We start from the raw sequence: 16,542 nt of genomic DNA, 5'->3' as shown, positions 1-16,542 counted from the left end.
AATTACTGGGGTAAGCTTTACTCATAACGCTCTCTCAGTGCTGTGTACTACATATTCGCAGCTTACACTGAGTGAGCTTTTTTGCTATCTAACCGACTTTTAAAACATCCTCTAAGGGTAACCGCTATCGAAGGGAATGCTAGACCTGTAGCGCTAAACAAACAAGCCCCTGAGATAAACACTCAGAGGCTTTGTCCTTAGCCTAGATTTGGACAAATTGCATTGCAACCAAATTAGTTAGCGTTGACCACGTTGATTTTGAACTGGCAAAAGCAGAGGCGCTGCTACGACCCTCGCTTTTATAGGTGTCCCACAGCTTATCCACCAACTTAGTCCCCCACTCTTCCCACAGCGTCTCTACTGGCTTAGTCCACTGCCCATCCTTTATTAGGACGCGAAATGCTGCAAGAATAGGCATATAAAAGATGTCACCAATAGTTAAGGATATCTCTTTGCCCGTTATAAGCTTCATGGGTTTCGCACTACAGCCACTAACCTTAGGGATGACAACCTTCTTCCCTGTTGCTCCAGTGCCGTTGATCTCAACGTGCTGCTCCATAATCTTCTGCTCTAGCCAGAGAATATCCTGAAGCAGCGGAATTACTTGCTTATAATCTTCTTCCTTCCAACCCTGTACAAGGCTACCCGACGAGCTATAAGCCTTGATTGGATGCTTGTCCTGACGAAAATCAAAAAGCTTATTATTAAGAAGCGCTAGACGACGAATGAGATCGGTAACGTTGTAATGGGCATTCCCCTCAAATTCTCCATACTCGTTAGGTTTAAATAGGACGTGCTGGCGATACTCCTTGGGTAAAGCTTCCTCAATCGGCTTCCAGTCCTGAGCCAAATTTTTCAGAGCATAGAGGGGAACGGAGAGGCTCAGGTTACGAGCGCGGCTGATGCTGGCAATCTCATGCTCACTTATACCGACTGCCACAGAAACCTGCACATATGCACTCGAAAGGTTAGAGTAAGACTCTCCCCGCTTGCGCTTCCCATGTAGTGCGTGCATCAAAGCCTTGTAGGTGTGGCCTCCATTTAGGACACCATGCCCAAGGAAATCACCCTCATCTTCGGTACTGGGTACCTGGAGTTTCAAGCGGACTTTGAAATCACCACCTTCAACTCTAGATGCGACGATCTCAGCCGCGACGATCATGATGCCGCTGTTGTAGAGAATAAACTTTTCTGGCTCCTCAGCCAGAGTCTTCAACATTGCCTTAGCTGGTTTAGCGTCCAGACTGGCATTTCTAGCATTAGGTCCGAAGGGGAGACCTTGCGGAAGTTCAGTAACAGGTACGGTAAGATTCCAAATTGCCGTTTCTTCTGCGGTGTAGCCACGGCAAGCGGTCTTAGCCAAAAGGGAAAGGTCTAATACTTGCATTAGGTTTTTTTCTTTTGTTTTTGTTCAACTGAACAGACCAAGACGTTCTACGGAACGTAAAAAACAGATTAGCACAAATTCTGCAATTTGCGCTAATCTGAAAAAAATAAAATTCCTAAGTATTATTACTTAAATATTGCTTTCTTCGTTAAGGGAGAATAGTTTCATGCGCCGACTCACACGAGAAATCGGGCCTAAAGCTGGGGCTTGACTTTGAGCTTTGCTGTCTTTCAAGCTTTCAATCAATTAAGATAGTTGCGCGATCGCGTAACTCCACCACTTGCACCAGTATGATTAAGGTGCGATCTCATGATTTCATCTCAAACCACCCTATTCTGGCGAATGCACTCTGCATACCAATTGAAGCTTGCCTTGGGAATGCGCTGTTGTGTCTTGTAATCGATATAAGTAATTCCAAAGCGGCGACTATAACCGTAAGGCCACTCAAAGTTATCCATGAAACTCCAGAGGAAGTAACCTTTCAGGGGATAGCCTTCACGAATGGCTCGATGGGCCGCCTTCAAATACTGGCGTAAATACATAATCCGGTCTGTATCAACTACCTCGCCTTGAGCGTTCAGTTCGTCTTCGGCAGCACAGCCATTCTCAGTAATGAAAATGGGCAAATCTTTACACCCAAGCGTGTCGCTAATATGGCGAATCCCCCAATAGAGGCTCTCAGGAACAATATGCAGCCAAGGCATATTCATTCGCGGGTAGCCTTTGGGGAAGTTAAGAAACTCGTAACCATTTTGATTGTCAGCCGCACGAACATAACTACCCGTGTAGATATTAAAACCCAGTGCATCGAGCGGCTGGTGAATGATTTCTAAATCGCCCGACTGAATAACTGGGGCATCAACGCCCAACTTCTCCAGCATTACCGGACTGTAGGCACCCGTAAGGGCTGGAAAAATAATCCCACCATTGAGCCAAGAAGTATGGAAAGCTTGCTGAGCAGCTGTTATATCAGCCGCTGATTCGGTGAGGGGAACGGTGACAGAAATATTGTCTACAAGTGCTACGGAACAGGGAACGGGCGAGGCGGCACGGATAGCTTGACAGCCCATTCCATGAGCGAGGAGGGCATGGTGAGAAGTTTGCCACACTTCTTTGCGAGTTTTGACGCGAGTGCCAGGGGCAAAGGGTGGGTCTTTATCCACATCGTAGGCAAAATCAGTGAAGCAGGGGATTTCGTTGATGGTCATCCAGTTAGTGATGCGATCGCCTAACCGACTGACAACAGCAGTAACATAGTCAGCAAAATCTGAAGCCATCTCCCGGCTGCGCCAAGAACCGTACAAATCCTCTAGTGCTTGAGGACTGTCCCAATGAAACAAGGTGGCGTGGGGTGTAATCCCGTGTTTGTGCAAGCAATCAACCAGGCGCTTGTAGAAATCGATTCCCTTCTCATTCACGTTTCCCCGACCATCAGGAATAATTCGGGGCCAAGCGATACTAAAGCGATAATGCTTGATGCCCAGTTTTGCCATCAGTTCTACGTCTGTTTCGTAGCGGTGATAATGGTCGCAAGCAACAGCACCCGTATCGCCATTCTCAACCCGTCCGGGAGTAGCACTGAAGGTATCCCAGACGCTGGGTTTGCGATCGCCTTCTGTTGCTGCACCCTCTATCTGATAGGCGGAGGTAGCCACGCCCCAGATGAAATTTGCTGGAAATTGGTCGCTGGTTTTCATCCGGTTTACGGTTGTTGGTTTTCTTTATTGAGAGAAGATAGCTTCATGCGACGATTTTCACGAGAAATCGGCACTAAGGCTGGGGCTTTGCTTTGAGTAGTGGTCTGCTGAAAACTAGCGATCGCTTTCGATAATTCTGCAATTGTCGGTGCCTCAAATACGCTACGCAAAGGTAACTCCACCCCGAATGCGTCGCGCACTCTAGAAACCAGCTGAGTCGCTAGTAAAGAATGTCCTCCTAATTCAAAGAAATTATCGTGAATACCGACCCGTTTAACTCCCAAAACCTCTGCAAAAATTTTCACTAATACTTCCTCAACCGGAGTTTGAGGTGCAACATAATTTCCTGCCAACTCTAGTTTGACTGGTTCGGGTGCAGGTAAAGCACGGCGATCGACTTTGCCATTAGGCGTCAGCGGTAGAGATTCCAGCACCACAAAAGCCGATGGCACCATGTAATCAGGCAGCTTTTGGGTTAAATAAGTCTGCAATTGAGGGATTAACTTACGGGCTGCTTTAGCTTGCAGGGGATTGTTCGCATAAGAACGCCAAGGGCGCAGGGAATTGCTGGGGGGGAAAATAGTTTTTTTGCCGGTTCGTTTCGAGACAAACATTACATCGTAGCGTCCATCAGTGCCAGAATTTGCCCAACTAATATCAACGTTGTAAGGGACATCTAGGCTATAGAAATCTTCTGGATCTACTCCCAAGTTTTGGGGTTTTTGCAAAGCTTCATGCATCTGTCCGGCAGTTTTAAATTCTGCTGCGCCTGATAGCCATTCTGCTGTTTTAACTGCTGCTATTACCCGCGCATTAGGCACATTGGTAATACTTAAGATTTCTGGTTGATTCTCAACTAATCGCTGGCGTACATCGGAGACGGTTAAGTTGTTTTCGTGCCAGTCTAGCCATTTTGATCCCCCCTGCCCCCCTTGATAAGGGGGGTTGGGGGGATCTATTTCTGGGTTCTGAAGTCCCTCTTGAAAAACAGAGGTAGAGGGATCTATTTCTAAGTTCTGAAGCCCCCCTTCATAAGGGGGGTTGGGGGGATCTATTTCTGTGCCAATATGCAGAATCGCGTTATAACGAAACTGGGTTAATTCATTGTGAGAACGACCCCGAATTAGTTGAATTTGTACGTCGCTAATCTGGGGAAATCGCTGTTTTAAAGCAGTGAAGAAAGCTGGATCAATTACTAACTCAGTTTCTTGGAACATTTGCATTTGTACCCGTTGCTGCAACTGTTCGCGGGTGAGAGAGGGTTCCGCTTGAGCCAGTTGTACTGAGGCGTGGAAAGCTTGCAGCAGGGGGAGACTACGCACATCGCCGATGAAGATGAAGCCACCGGGAGCGATCGCATTTATGGCTCCCTCCAGTACGCGCACTAGATAATCAATACTGGGAAAATATTGCACAACCGAGTTCAAAATCACCGTATCAAAGGCTTCTGACTCCACTCTCTCAAAGTCAGTCGCTAACTTCTGAAGCAATGTTACTTGAGGTAATTGTGCTAATTGCTGCTGGATGTAGTTAAGTGAAGCCGAGGAAAAGTCTGTCCCGCAATATTTAGTACAGTGAGGCGCAATTCTAAACAACAATAAGCCGGTTCCACACCCAATTTCCAACACTCGACTCGGTTGCAAAGCTAGAATTTGCGCCACTTGGTTATCAACCCATTCACGCATCTGTTCTGCTGGAATCGGTTGATTAGTATAACTACTATTCCAACCGACAATATTAAATGTTGGCTCTATATCAGCAGCAGGTTGATCGTAAGTTTCGTTGTAGAGCATTTGCCATTGCGAAACCTGCTCATCTTGCAATTGCATTTCCATCTGCTTCTGTTCGCTGTATTCGGAATTTAGCGCTACATAAGTTACTAAACGCTTTTCCCCCGGTACATCTTCACGAGTTATTACAACATTTTGCAGCACTGCTGGATGCTGACTCAGTACTGCTTCGACTTCTCCCAACTCTATGCGGAAGCCGCGAATTTTCACCTGTTCGTCGAGGCGACCTAAAAATTCGATATTACCATCTGGTTGATAACGAACTAAATCGCCTGTTTTATAAAGACGTGCTTCTGGTTGGTTACTAAAAGGATTAGAAATGAATTTTTCAGCAGTTAAATCGGGACGGTTTAAATAACCTCGCGCCAGTCCAGCACCGCCAATGTACAATTCACCAGCAACGCCAATCGGTACAGGTTGTAAATGACTATCCAGCACATAAACTTGAGTGTTAGCAATGGGACGACCAATTGCAGGCGCGATCGCATTTCCTGATGATGCTGCTACATCTGCGATCGCTTCTTGCCCGCCTTTATAAGGGGAGTTAGGGGGATTTCCTGGCTTTTTAACAGCAACTATCCCAGAAGTTGTAACAACAGTATTCTCAGTTGGCCCATAATTATTCACTACCTGGAAAGGATATTCAGCCAAAGGATATTGATGTAATTTGTCGCCTCCTGTTAATAAAATTCGTAATGCTATATCTTTAGACCAATCTAATAACAAAACTTTCTCAACTAAAGGGGTCGGCAAGAAGCTAATCGTTATCGATTTTGATACTAAAAAATCTCGCAGCTTTTCAGGTGATCGCCTGATTTCATCATCGGTCAAATAAATGCTAGATCCTGCACTCAAATAAGGTAGAATTTCCCACCCGCAAGCATCAAAAGCAACTCCAGCAACCTGCGTTACTCGGTCAAGCGGTGAAACTGCAAACGCTTGTTGATGCCAAAATACTAGATTAAGTAGTCCACTATGTTTAATTTGAACTCCTTTAGGCTTTCCAGTAGTGCCAGAGGTATAAATAACATAAGCAAGGTTTTCTGCGGTAACGTTGCTGCTAGGATTATCTTCGCTTTCGTGGGCAATTGTTTCCCAATCCATGTCTAAAGAAATTATTTTTGAATTTTGATTATCAAGGCGTTCGATATACTGTTCGCGTGTTAATAAAACTGGCACTTGAGCATCTTTAAGCATAAAACTTAAACGCTCAGGCGGGTAGCTGGGGTCTAAAGGTAGGTATGCTCCACCTGCTTTCAGGATGGCTAACATCCCGATTATCATATCAAGTGATCGCTCTACACAAACTCCTACTAAAATTTCTGCACCAACACCCAATTTTTGTAAGTAATTTGCAAGTTTGTTGCTACGTATATTTAACTCTTGATAGGTGAGCTGTTTATCTTCAAATACTACTGCTATGGCATCTTTATTCTGCTCTACCTGTGCTTCAAATAGCTGATGGACAAACAATTCTTTGGGATAATTGACCTGAGTATTATTCCATTCCACCAGCAGTTGGTGGAGTTCAGCTTCACTTAATATCGGTAATTCGGCAACTCGTTGCTCTGGATTTGCAACAATACCCTCTAGCAATATTTGGAAATGCCCCAGCATCCGGTTAATCGTAACTGCATCAAATAAATCGGTGCTATATACGACAAATCCGCTAATTCCTTCTGAACTATCTACCCCTAACCCATTATTTTCCTTTTGCTCCCACAGGTGGAATTCTAAATCAAACCGGGTTGTTTCTGTATCGACAAATTGCAACGGGCTTAGTGTTAAATCTGGTAGTTCTAGCGCCGACATTGGCGCATTCTGTAATGCGAACACCACCTGAAACAGGGGATTTTGATTCAAGTTGCGCTCTGGATGCAGCTCCTCCACCAACTTTTCAAAAGGCAAATCTTGATGAGCATACGCTCCCAAAGATACTTCTCGCACTTGACTCAAAAGTGAGCGAAAGGTTGGGTTCCCATTAAAGTTGGTACGCAATACTAAACTATTGACAAAAAAACCAATCAACCCTTCTATTTCGCTGCGGTTGCGGTTGGCAATTGGCGAACCTACGGCAATATCTTCTTGCTGGGTGTAGCGATACAGCAAGGTTTGAAATGCTGCAAGTAAAGTCATAAACAAAGTTACGCCTTCTTGCTGGCTTAAAGCTTCTAACGCCTTACTCAGGCTTTTCGGTAGTTGCAAAAGTTGCGTTGCACCCCGGTAGCTTTGAACGGCTGGTCGAGGTCTATCAGTAGGCAAATTTAGGATAGAAATGCCGTCCAATTGCTGCCGCCAGTAAGCAAGTTGGGTTTCTAATACTTCCCCTTGCATCCACTCGCGTTGCCAGTGGGCAAAGTCTGCATACTGAATGGGTAGTTCTGGTAAAGGTTTAGAGACGGAAAATTGATCGTCTTTACACGAAGCAAAGGCGGTGTAAAGTGCTGCTAACTCGCGAATTAGTACCCCCATAGACCAGCCATCGGAGACAATGTGGTGCAGAACCAGCAGCAGCACATATTCTGACTCATCCAACCGCAGTAGCGTTACTCGCAGAAAAGGGTCTTTGGACAAATCGAAAGGGCGTTGAGCTTCTTGGGTGGTGATGCGTCGCGCTTGGGTTTCTCTTTCGGTTGCGGGTAGCGATTCTCCTAGCCCTTTCAGGGCGGCTTCGCCAACAGAGACGCTTCGCGATCGCAAATCTATTACTGGCAGAGGTACAGTTAACGTGGATGCGATCGCTTGTACGGGTTGCCCTTCCACCGTTACAAAAGTAGTGCGTAAAGCTTCGTGACGGCGCACAATTTCGTTAAAAGCCTCCTTCAACGCCGCTAAATTTAGCGAACCGACCAGACGCACAGCTGCCGGAACATTATAGAAAGCATTATTGGGTACTAATTGATCCAGAAACCACAGCCGCTGTTGTGCAAAGGATAGGGAGAGATTTCTGTCTCGTGAAATGGGTGTAAGACTTATAGGAGTGGCGTTGGTGGTAACGTTAGCTGCCCTTAGAAAGGAGAGAATTTCAGTTTTGCGTTCAGCTATCTCTGCACGCAGTTCTGCTGTGAGGCTTCCTTCAGGGGCATTACAGCGCAGGCGTTCTTCATCGACAAAAACCTGAATATCTAAGCTACGAAGGTAAGATAAAAATTCAACTATTTTCAAGATTAAACCCCTTTTAGGAGATTACCTGCTAGAGGAGTTTACTTGCTATTGAGCCGACTGTAGTCTAACCTCGGTATGACGTTAGAAGACAACTCACTCAACATCCTACCCTAAAGGTTTCTGCTCATGGTGTTCATGCCCCCCACTTTCCTTTTGTTATGGCTGGTACAACTGTTATCCATTGGGATACTTGGCGGGGGGATTTACATTCTTTATGAGTGGTACCAACGGGAACTTGTGGGAACCCCCTACTTAGTGGCTGGAATAGCGCTGGTTCTATGGTCTTTTGGCGGTAGTTTTATTAGTTTGCCACTGCTGCGTCGTAAAGGTGCTGAGGAACCTAAAATCATGCGTACTGGAACCGTGCAGCGCATACAACGACCGGATGGTAGCGTCCTGCAAGTAGAGTTTTATGGCCCTGAAGATGGTCAACCGATTATTTTGTCACATGGTTGGGGGCCTAACAGTGCCGTATGGTACTATGCCAAGCGACAATTAAGCGATCGCTTCCGAGTCATTGTTTGGGATTTACCAGGACTAGGAAAATCTACTAGACCGAAAAATAACGACTACTCTATAGAAAAATATGCCCGTGACCTAGAAGCCGTTGTTGCCATAGCGGGAGACAAGCCTGTTATACTGCTGGGTCACAGCATGGGCGGCATGATTAACCTAACATTCTCTCGGCTGTTTCCAGAGCAGTTGGGTAGTCGGGTGGCTGGCTTAATCCTCGCAGATACAACCTACACCAATCCGCTGAAAACTTCTATCTTGAGCGGTGTGTTACGCAAATTGCAGAAGCCGCTGCTCGAACCTCTGTTGTACCTCACGATTCTGCTGTCACCTATCTTATGGCTGATGACGTGGCTCTCATTTCTTAATGGGTTGCTGCACATTAGCGTAGAGATTTCTGGATTTAAGGGTACTGAAACACGCGGTCAACTCAATTTTGCAGCTCTATTATCAGCTTTAGGTTCGCCGGGTGTTCTTGCTCGTGGCACACTGGCAATGTTCAATTTCGAGGAAACAAGGACACTCTCGACAATTAACGTTCCAGTGTTGGTCGTTTGCGGTGCAGGAGATATAGCGACTAAACCTGTTGCAAGCGATCGCATGAAAGCCGAATTGCCTCAAGCTGAACTCGTCACCATAAAGCCGGGTGGACACATGGCATTGATAGAAAAGAATCACCTGTTTTCCGAAGTGGTCAGTACGTTTTGTGCTAACTGTTCGTAACTCAGGCGCTAAAATTGGCGTGTGAGTAGCAATAAATGCTGACTTATTTGGTTTTATTTCGGCTCATCCCCAACTAGCTTAGTTACCTGTGGTTTGCGATCGCAACCTTAGCTGTTGTAGGCACATTTATTAGTTCCTCTTGAGACTTTTGTCCGTCAACCAGGTGGATAGCACATGAGTTAGCTCCTGATTTAGCACCTTATACCCCCTCTCATTGAGATGCAAAGTATCACGAACGTAGTTGCTTTGCACTTGACCATTCTGTACTAGGAGCGAGTAAGCATCTAAAATCAACACATCCTTTGCTTTTAGCGAGTAAAGGTAAGCGTTTACTTCCGATACCGCTTGGGCAATCTCTGGCGACCAGAAAGGTTGACGGGTCAGAGGTACCGAACCAATAGGAAAAATGGTTGTCAAAATAACGGTGGCACCACTATTTACCGAACGTGTGACAATCTGCTGAATATTAGCTTTGCAGTTGGTGATAATGGCAGCTTTTTGCTCAGGAAATAGCGGGATTGTTTTCAAGTCGTTAATCCCAACTTGCACAATGATAATATTGGGCTGCAACGGCACAACATGATTGTCAAAGCGTCCCAATATCTGGGCTGAAGTCTGAGAGCTAATACCTCGATTGATAAAAGAAAAACCCTTGAGCGTTGCCGGAGCGGGCCACATTTCTGCTCGCGAGTCGCCAAAGAATACCACGGTTGCTGTAGAGGCGGCAGGAACACCATCTTTTAGAGAGTCGGCACTAAAGAAAGGCGCGTAGTCCCAAGGGATCTAGATTAGTTTTGTTCAGTAGCAGGTAGTAGTGTCTCGCTTGGCGGAACAGGAGAGCGTTGAAAGCCAGCGATACTACCACGACGAGACATAATAATAGGGTCAGATGAAATAAACGCTGTTGTTTCTGCATTTTGGGGTGGGTAGTCCGCAGGCGTGTAACTAATGTAGTGTTACCCTCAGTCTGATTCGCCAGTTAAGTAAAAGCTTTCTAGTCTATGGGGTTTGGATGTTGTTTGCTCGTGGTGAGTATTGCCTGACGCAACGCTTCAGCAACTTGCTAGACAGCATTTTGGTAGTCCTGCATAGTAATGATAATTAAGCTTTTAGCTCTATAGATAAACTGGCGTTATACTCATGAATAAAATACCAGATAGCTCCTATATGATTTGAGAGTTTTTTAGAGAATGAAAGAGTTTTTCTTACCAGCCGCGATATTCTTTGTCTCATCGTATTATTAAATCTTTCTATATAGTTTGTTTTGCCAGTATCCTTGGATACTGATTTGTGTCTTTTTTTAGGAAAAACTATTTGATAAGCACTCCAAAAGTCTGTATAGCTGACAGCGCATTGACGGTAAATTGCTGGTAAAGAACCCCACAATCCTATCGCACCACTTTCATCTCTTTTACCAATATATACTCCTACAATTTCCTTAGTCAATATATCAATTGCCAACCAAATCCACTGCTTGTTACCCTTACAGCCTACAAATGACCACATTTCATCACATTGAATTATTAAGAAAGCCTTTTTTTTTTGAGGTTACTTGCACTTCTCTTTTGACGGCTCCTAATTTTTGATTGACATAGTACTGTAGCCAGCGTTCGGAAACTCCTGTAGCTCTGACGATTCCAGAAGAGAGAGATTTTTTCTAGTAATAGCCGATCTATCAACTCTCTGGTTGATTTGGAAACAGGCTGATGACTGGGAGTTGTGACAAATTGTCTGCCACAATCTCGACATTTAAAATTTTGTTTACCAGTGTGAGTATGACCATTTTTTACAACGTATCGAGAGTCGCATTTGGGACATTGCATAAGCTAAGAATTAAGTTATATTAAATAATTAAAATTATAACCCAATTATCATTACTATGCAGGACTACCAGCATTTTTTAGAAACTTTTCCATTGCGTAATTAACAAAAGTCTCTCCCCTACGTTCCACCTGTTGTTCCCTAACAATCGAGAAGCCCATGTGTAAGAAAAACGGCTTTGCGGTAATACTTGCTTCGGTGTACAAGCGATTAATTCCTAATTCATGAGCTTTGTCCTCAATTGCACAATAAATCTTACGGCCAATACCCATTCCCTGATAATTTTTATGGCAGTAAAAGCAATCTATGTGTCCACTAAACTCTAACTCGCCGAAACCTGCGATCGCACCTTCATCATCAGCAACGTAAGTGTATCGATTAGAACAGACCTTTGCCCAGTTCCTAAAATGAATATTATCTGGTGCCCATGCCTTGACTTGATCAATCGAGTAGTCACGAATGTTAATTTCACGCACTGTTTCGTGGAACAACTGCGCTATTTGAACAGCATCTTGCTCATGAAACAATCGTATTTTCATCGGACGATCCACTAGCTAACTATTTATTATGCTGCCCAGCACTCTATTCTTTCGTCAATTATTCATATTTAAATTATTTTGTCAATGCGTAAGTCCTATTAAAAACTGAAATATACCAATCTTAAATAATTCATAAAATTAACTCATTAGGTTGGGTTCAGGCACGAAACCCAACAAAGGAAGGCAGTGCTTGGGTCTCGCTTACACTCAACTTACTAGCTTTGCAATAGATGGAAATTACCAGCAACTAAAAGCTGATATTTTGATGCTAGATTATTTGCGCTTGCTGACTCTAGAATATTTGCAAATGAGGTTGTATCCTTAAAATTCAACCTCTTCTCGCTCATTTCCCCTAGAACTCGTGTTATCCAAACCTTTTGCAGCCCAACACATTGTTTCAATGTGCCTAGCTAAACTAGCTACAGTTGGAGATTCAAACAAGTTGCGTACAGACAACTCTATTTGGAAAGCGTCGCGGATGCGGGAAATTAACTGTGTTGCTAATAGAGAATGACCGCCCAATTCAAAGAAATTGTCCCGGACACCTATCTGCTGTTTCCCCAAAACCTTAGCCCAAATTTCTACTAGCACTTCCTCAACGCGATCGCGTGGTGCAACATAATCTTCTTTCATCTCAAAACTGAGCGTATCTACCGCAGGTAAGGCACGCCGATCCACTTTGCCATTCGGTGTTAGAGGTAGGGATTCCAGTACCACATAAGCTGAAGGCACCATGTATTCTGGTAACTTTTCTTTGAGAAATTGTCGCAGATTCAGGCTGGTTGGTGTCTGTTGCTGGTCGGGAACAATATAAGCTATCAAGTGTTTATCACCAGGTATTTCTTCTCCGATAATTACTACTGTCTCCCTCACCGCTGGATGCTGATTTAGTATGGCTTCAATTTCTCCCAACTCGATGCGAAAACCGCGAATTTTTACCTGATTATCAATGCGACCTAAAAACTCAATATTGCCGTCTGGTATATATCGGGCTAAGTCACCCGTTTTATAAAGTCGCGATTCTGGCTGATTATTAAAAGGATTATAAATAAAGCGTTCAGCCGTTATATCAGGGCGGTTAATATATTCTCGCGCCAGTCCATCACCACCAATGTATAATTCGCCAACAATGCCAATAGGTACAGGTTGTAAATCGGCATCTAACAGATAAATTTGTGTGTTTGCAATCGGGCAACCGATGGGAATAGATGTGGCTGATTCTGGTATGTCCTGCACACAGTAATAAGAAGAAAATGTTGTAGCTTCTGTTGGCCCATATACATGAATTAACTGCTTAGGCGCTCCTTGTTTAAGCACCTTTTTCACCCACCGAGCATCAACAGCCTCACCTCCAAATAGCAAATAGCGCAAGGAAGAGAAAGCTTGCGGAACATCTCTAGCAATCTGTTGGAATAAGGCTGTAGTCAAAAACAAAATGCTGATGCCTTTCTGTCTCAGTTGCAAAGAAAATTCGTGGGGCGAAAGTGTGACATCTCTACTAATTCCCACAAGTTGAGCGCCATTAAGTAACGCTCCCCAAATCTCGAATGTTGCTGCATCAAAAGAAGTATTTGAAGCTTGGGCAATTTTATCATCAGGTGAGAATTTTATATAATTTGTGTTGCACACCAGGCGATTTACAGCTTTGTGAGTAACAGCAACTCCCTTTGGTTTACCTGTAGATCCAGAAGTGTAAATTACATAAGCTAAGTTGTTGCTTGTTACGTCGCTGTGCGGATTTTCTTCGCTTTCTTGGGCAATGGTTTGCCAATCCTTATCGAGGTATACAACTGGGTTGGGGAAGTTGCAAAAATTATCAACTAATTTCTCCTGTGTCAGCAATATTGAAACTTGAGAATCATCAAGCATAAAATTCAAGCGATCGCGTGGATAATTAGAATCTAAAGGTACATAAGCTCCCCCTGCTTTCAGGATACCCAGCAACCCCACAATCATGTCTATAGAACGCTCTACGCAGATACCAACTAAAACTTCTGAACCAACCCCCATTTTTTGTAAATGGTGCGCTAGTTGGTTGCTGCGTATATTTAAGTCTTGGTAGGTGAGTTGTGCGTCTTCAAAGATTACTGCTATAGCATCCGGATTCTGCTCTGCCTGCTTTTCAAATAACTGATATATACATTTATTTTGAGGATAATCTGCCTGAGTTTTATTACACTCAATTAATAATTTATGTAGCTCACCTTGGCTCAATAGCGGCAAATTTGAAATTCGTTGTTCCGGATTAGCAACAATGCCTTCCAGCAAGATTTTAAAATGTCCCAGCATACGGGTAATAGTGGATTCATCAAATAAATCTGTGTTGTACACTACTACCCCTCTAATCCCCTCCGAATCCTCCCATTTCCCGCCCCATAAACTCCGGAAATCCTCCGAACACTTCCACAGGTGCAACTCCAAATCAAAGCGAGTTGTTTTAAAGTCAATATCCATAAAACTAGGTATTAAACCAGGCAAGTCTAGCGCCGACATTGGCGCATTCTCGAAACCAAACACTACTTGAAATAGCGGATGACGATTTAAGTTTCGCTCTGGATGCAGTTCCTCAACTAGCTTTTCAAAAGGCAAATCTTGGTGACTATATGCGCCTAGCGTTACCTGCCGTACTCTGTTTAAAACTTCTCGGAAAGTTGGGGAGCCAGATAAATCGGTGCGTAGCACTAAACTATTGACAAAAAAGCCAATTAATCCTTCGATTTCGCTACGGTTGCGGTTAGCAATTGGCGAACCGACGGCAATATCTTCTTGATGAGTGTAGCGGTAGAGCAACGTTTGAAATGTTGCCAGTAAAATCATAAATAAGGTGACACCTTCTTGCTGGGAAAGCGTCTGGAGAGCATCGCTTAGCTTTTTCGATAACTCTAAAGTTTGCGTTGCTCCGCCATAGGTTGCAAAAGCTGGTTTCGGCCGGTCAACGGGCAAATTTAGCACGGGAATACCGTTTAATTGTTGCCGCCAGTAAGCTAACTGGTTTTCCAGCACTTCTCCTTGCAACCATTCGCGTTGCCATTCGGCAAAGTCGGGGTACTGAAGAGGTAGTTCTGGCAAGGATGTAAAGACGTTATATGTAACGTTTGTAAAAGCTGTATATAGCGTCCCCAATTCCCGAATTAGTACGCCGATAGACCAATCATCACAAATAATGTGGTGCATATTTAGTAATAAAATATGCTCTGTCTCGGAAAGCTCAAACAGCATTACTCGCAGCAATGGCCCAGAGGACAAATCGAAAGGACGCTCGAATTCTGCTGCTAAGAACTGCTGTGCTTGGAGTTCGCGATCGCATTCTGGGAACTCCCGCAGGTCTACTACGGACAAAGGTATGCTTAAGTTGGGCGCGATCACTTGCACGGGTTGCCCGTCTAACACCTTAAATGTAGTGCGTAAAGCTTCGTGGCGGCGCACGATTTCGCTAAATGTCTGCTCTAATGCTGCTAAATTCAGTGAACCTGTTAAACGTATTACTGTCGGTACATTATAGATTGCATTGCCAGGTATCAACTGGTCAAGGAACCACAACCGCTGTTGGGCAAAAGATGCAGGAAAGACGAAGACTTCTTGTTCAGACATATCGATTTTTTCTGGTAAATTGTAGGACAAGCGGGAGAGCCTATCGCAGGCGAGATGCCTGCGCTACAAATGAAAAAAATTTTACAACTCGTTTAGGACTACTATATAACTCTTATGAATCGAAAATTTTGGATTACTGCTTTAATTGCTTTTATTAATTCCCTCAGTTTAACAATTTTACTCCCGATAATTTATCTTTATGGCAAGCAATTTGGGCTAAACGATTTTCAAACTAGCTTCTTATTCTCGATTTACTCTTTAGCGCAATTTTTTGCCACTCCTGTAATTGGTAAACTTTCCGATCGCTTTGGACGAAAGCCGTTACTAATTATCAGTTTAGCGGGGACAGTAATTGCCAATTTTATCGCGGGAAACGCTACAACAGCAATCGTTCTATTTTTAGCTAGATTTCTGGATGGAATTACAGGGGGTAATAATTCAGTAGCCCAGGCGATTATTTCTGATATAACTACCCCAGAAAATCGCGCTAAAGGTTTTGGAATTTTGGGGGCAGCTTTTGGGTTAGGTTTTATATTGGGGCCAGCGATTAGTTTACTAGCGCAGGAAATTTCTTTAGGAGCTTCTTTTTTTGTTTCGAGCGCGATCGCGCTGGTGGCTTTGTTAATTACTATCTTTTTTCTACCTGAAACCATCCAAACTAAGGCTGAACGAGGACACAATATTTTTGACTTGGGCTTGGGCAATTTAATCAAAGGTCTTGCTACGCCCAACATTGGGATTCTTTTAATTATCAATTTTTTTATCGGCACCACCTTCACAATTTTTACCTATGCTTTTCAGCCCTACTTCATTAATGTACTGGGTCAAAATAGTAAGTCTTTGACGCTGATGTTTCTATTGTTTGGGGTACTCGGTGTCATTATGCAAACATTGGGAATATCAATTTTAACTAGAAAATTTGAGCTGGTTAATATCTTATTTTTAGCTTTATTTGTTCGCAGTTTATCGTTTAGTTTAATGCCAATTGTGCCAAGCATTGTTTATTTTGTGTCAATAACTATACTTTTTTCGATTCTTAATTCTTTAGTTCAGCCGATAATTAATACTTTGATCTCCTTAAATTCTAAGCCAGAAGAGCAAGGAACGGCAATGGGTCTTAATTCCTCTTATTTAAGCATTTCCAACGCCTTTGGGCCTGTAATTGCTGGAATGGTGATTAATCAATCTAATCCAACTACCTATGGTTATCCATTATATTTAGCTGGAACGCTAACATTTTTGGTATTTTTATTAGCAGTATTTACTCGCAAAAGATATGCACCCAAAGTTAAGCCACGACAATAGCTTAACTTGAA

General features: G+C 43.7%; 8 protein-coding genes and 1 pseudogene. 2 read left to right on the top strand and 7 right to left on the bottom strand.

All coding sequences use genetic code 11. The features are described 5' to 3' along the window. Positions 1 to 202: 202 nt before the first annotated feature. The 3 genes from H6F66_RS16920 to H6F66_RS16910 form a co-directional block, all read right to left on the bottom strand. The gene (locus tag H6F66_RS16920) at positions 203 to 1,387 is read right to left on the bottom strand and encodes an AIPR family protein (RefSeq protein WP_190423397.1); all 1,185 of its coding nucleotides are present in this window, start codon (positions 1,385 to 1,387) and stop codon (positions 203 to 205) included. Positions 1,388 to 1,707: 320 nt separating this feature from the next. Next, the gene (locus H6F66_RS16915) at positions 1,708 to 3,084 is read right to left on the bottom strand and encodes a GH1 family beta-glucosidase (RefSeq protein ID WP_190423395.1); all 1,377 of its coding nucleotides are present in this window, start codon (positions 3,082 to 3,084) and stop codon (positions 1,708 to 1,710) included. 5 nt (positions 3,085 to 3,089) lie between these two features. Further along, the gene (locus H6F66_RS16910) at positions 3,090 to 8,039 is read right to left on the bottom strand and encodes a non-ribosomal peptide synthetase (RefSeq protein ID WP_190423393.1); all 4,950 of its coding nucleotides are present in this window, start codon (positions 8,037 to 8,039) and stop codon (positions 3,090 to 3,092) included. Between the two features lie 126 nt (positions 8,040 to 8,165). Here H6F66_RS16910 and H6F66_RS16905 point away from each other — a divergent pair, with 126 nt between their 5' ends. Continuing rightward, positions 8,166 to 9,275 (top strand): alpha/beta hydrolase, encoded by a 1,110-nt coding sequence (locus H6F66_RS16905; RefSeq protein ID WP_190423391.1) that lies wholly within the window; start codon positions 8,166 to 8,168, stop codon positions 9,273 to 9,275. 129 nt (positions 9,276 to 9,404) lie between these two features. On the opposite strand, the gene H6F66_RS16900 is transcribed toward H6F66_RS16905, so the two are convergent. The 4 genes and pseudogenes from H6F66_RS16900 to H6F66_RS16885 form a co-directional block, all read right to left on the bottom strand. Then, positions 9,405 to 9,953: a GDSL-type esterase/lipase family protein gene (locus H6F66_RS16900; RefSeq protein WP_199295457.1), complete on the bottom strand. Its 549-nt coding sequence runs from the start codon at positions 9,951 to 9,953 to the stop codon at positions 9,405 to 9,407. A 423-nt stretch (positions 9,954 to 10,376) separates the two neighbouring features. Then, positions 10,377 to 11,098 (bottom strand): annotated as a pseudogene (locus H6F66_RS16895) (IS1 family transposase). A 54-nt stretch (positions 11,099 to 11,152) separates the two neighbouring features. Next, complete coding sequence (locus H6F66_RS16890; protein WP_190423414.1) at positions 11,153 to 11,635, bottom strand: GNAT family N-acetyltransferase; 483 nt, start codon at positions 11,633 to 11,635, stop codon at positions 11,153 to 11,155. A gap of 321 nt (positions 11,636 to 11,956) precedes the next feature. After that, on the bottom strand, positions 11,957 to 15,226 hold the full coding sequence (locus H6F66_RS16885; protein ID WP_190423389.1) for a non-ribosomal peptide synthetase: 3,270 nt from the start codon (positions 15,224 to 15,226) through the stop codon (positions 11,957 to 11,959). Between the two features lie 114 nt (positions 15,227 to 15,340). On the opposite strand from H6F66_RS16885, the gene H6F66_RS16880 reads away from it, so the two are divergent. Beyond that, positions 15,341 to 16,531 (top strand): MFS transporter, encoded by a 1,191-nt coding sequence (locus H6F66_RS16880; protein WP_190423388.1) that lies wholly within the window; start codon positions 15,341 to 15,343, stop codon positions 16,529 to 16,531. Positions 16,532 to 16,542 lie beyond the last annotated feature (11 nt).

Source organism: Trichocoleus sp. FACHB-6 (genome assembly GCF_014695815.1).
GTDB lineage: Bacteria > Cyanobacteriota > Cyanobacteriia > Cyanobacteriales > FACHB-T130 > Funiculus > Funiculus sociatus.
This window is presented reverse-complemented; position numbering and strand designations above follow the sequence as displayed.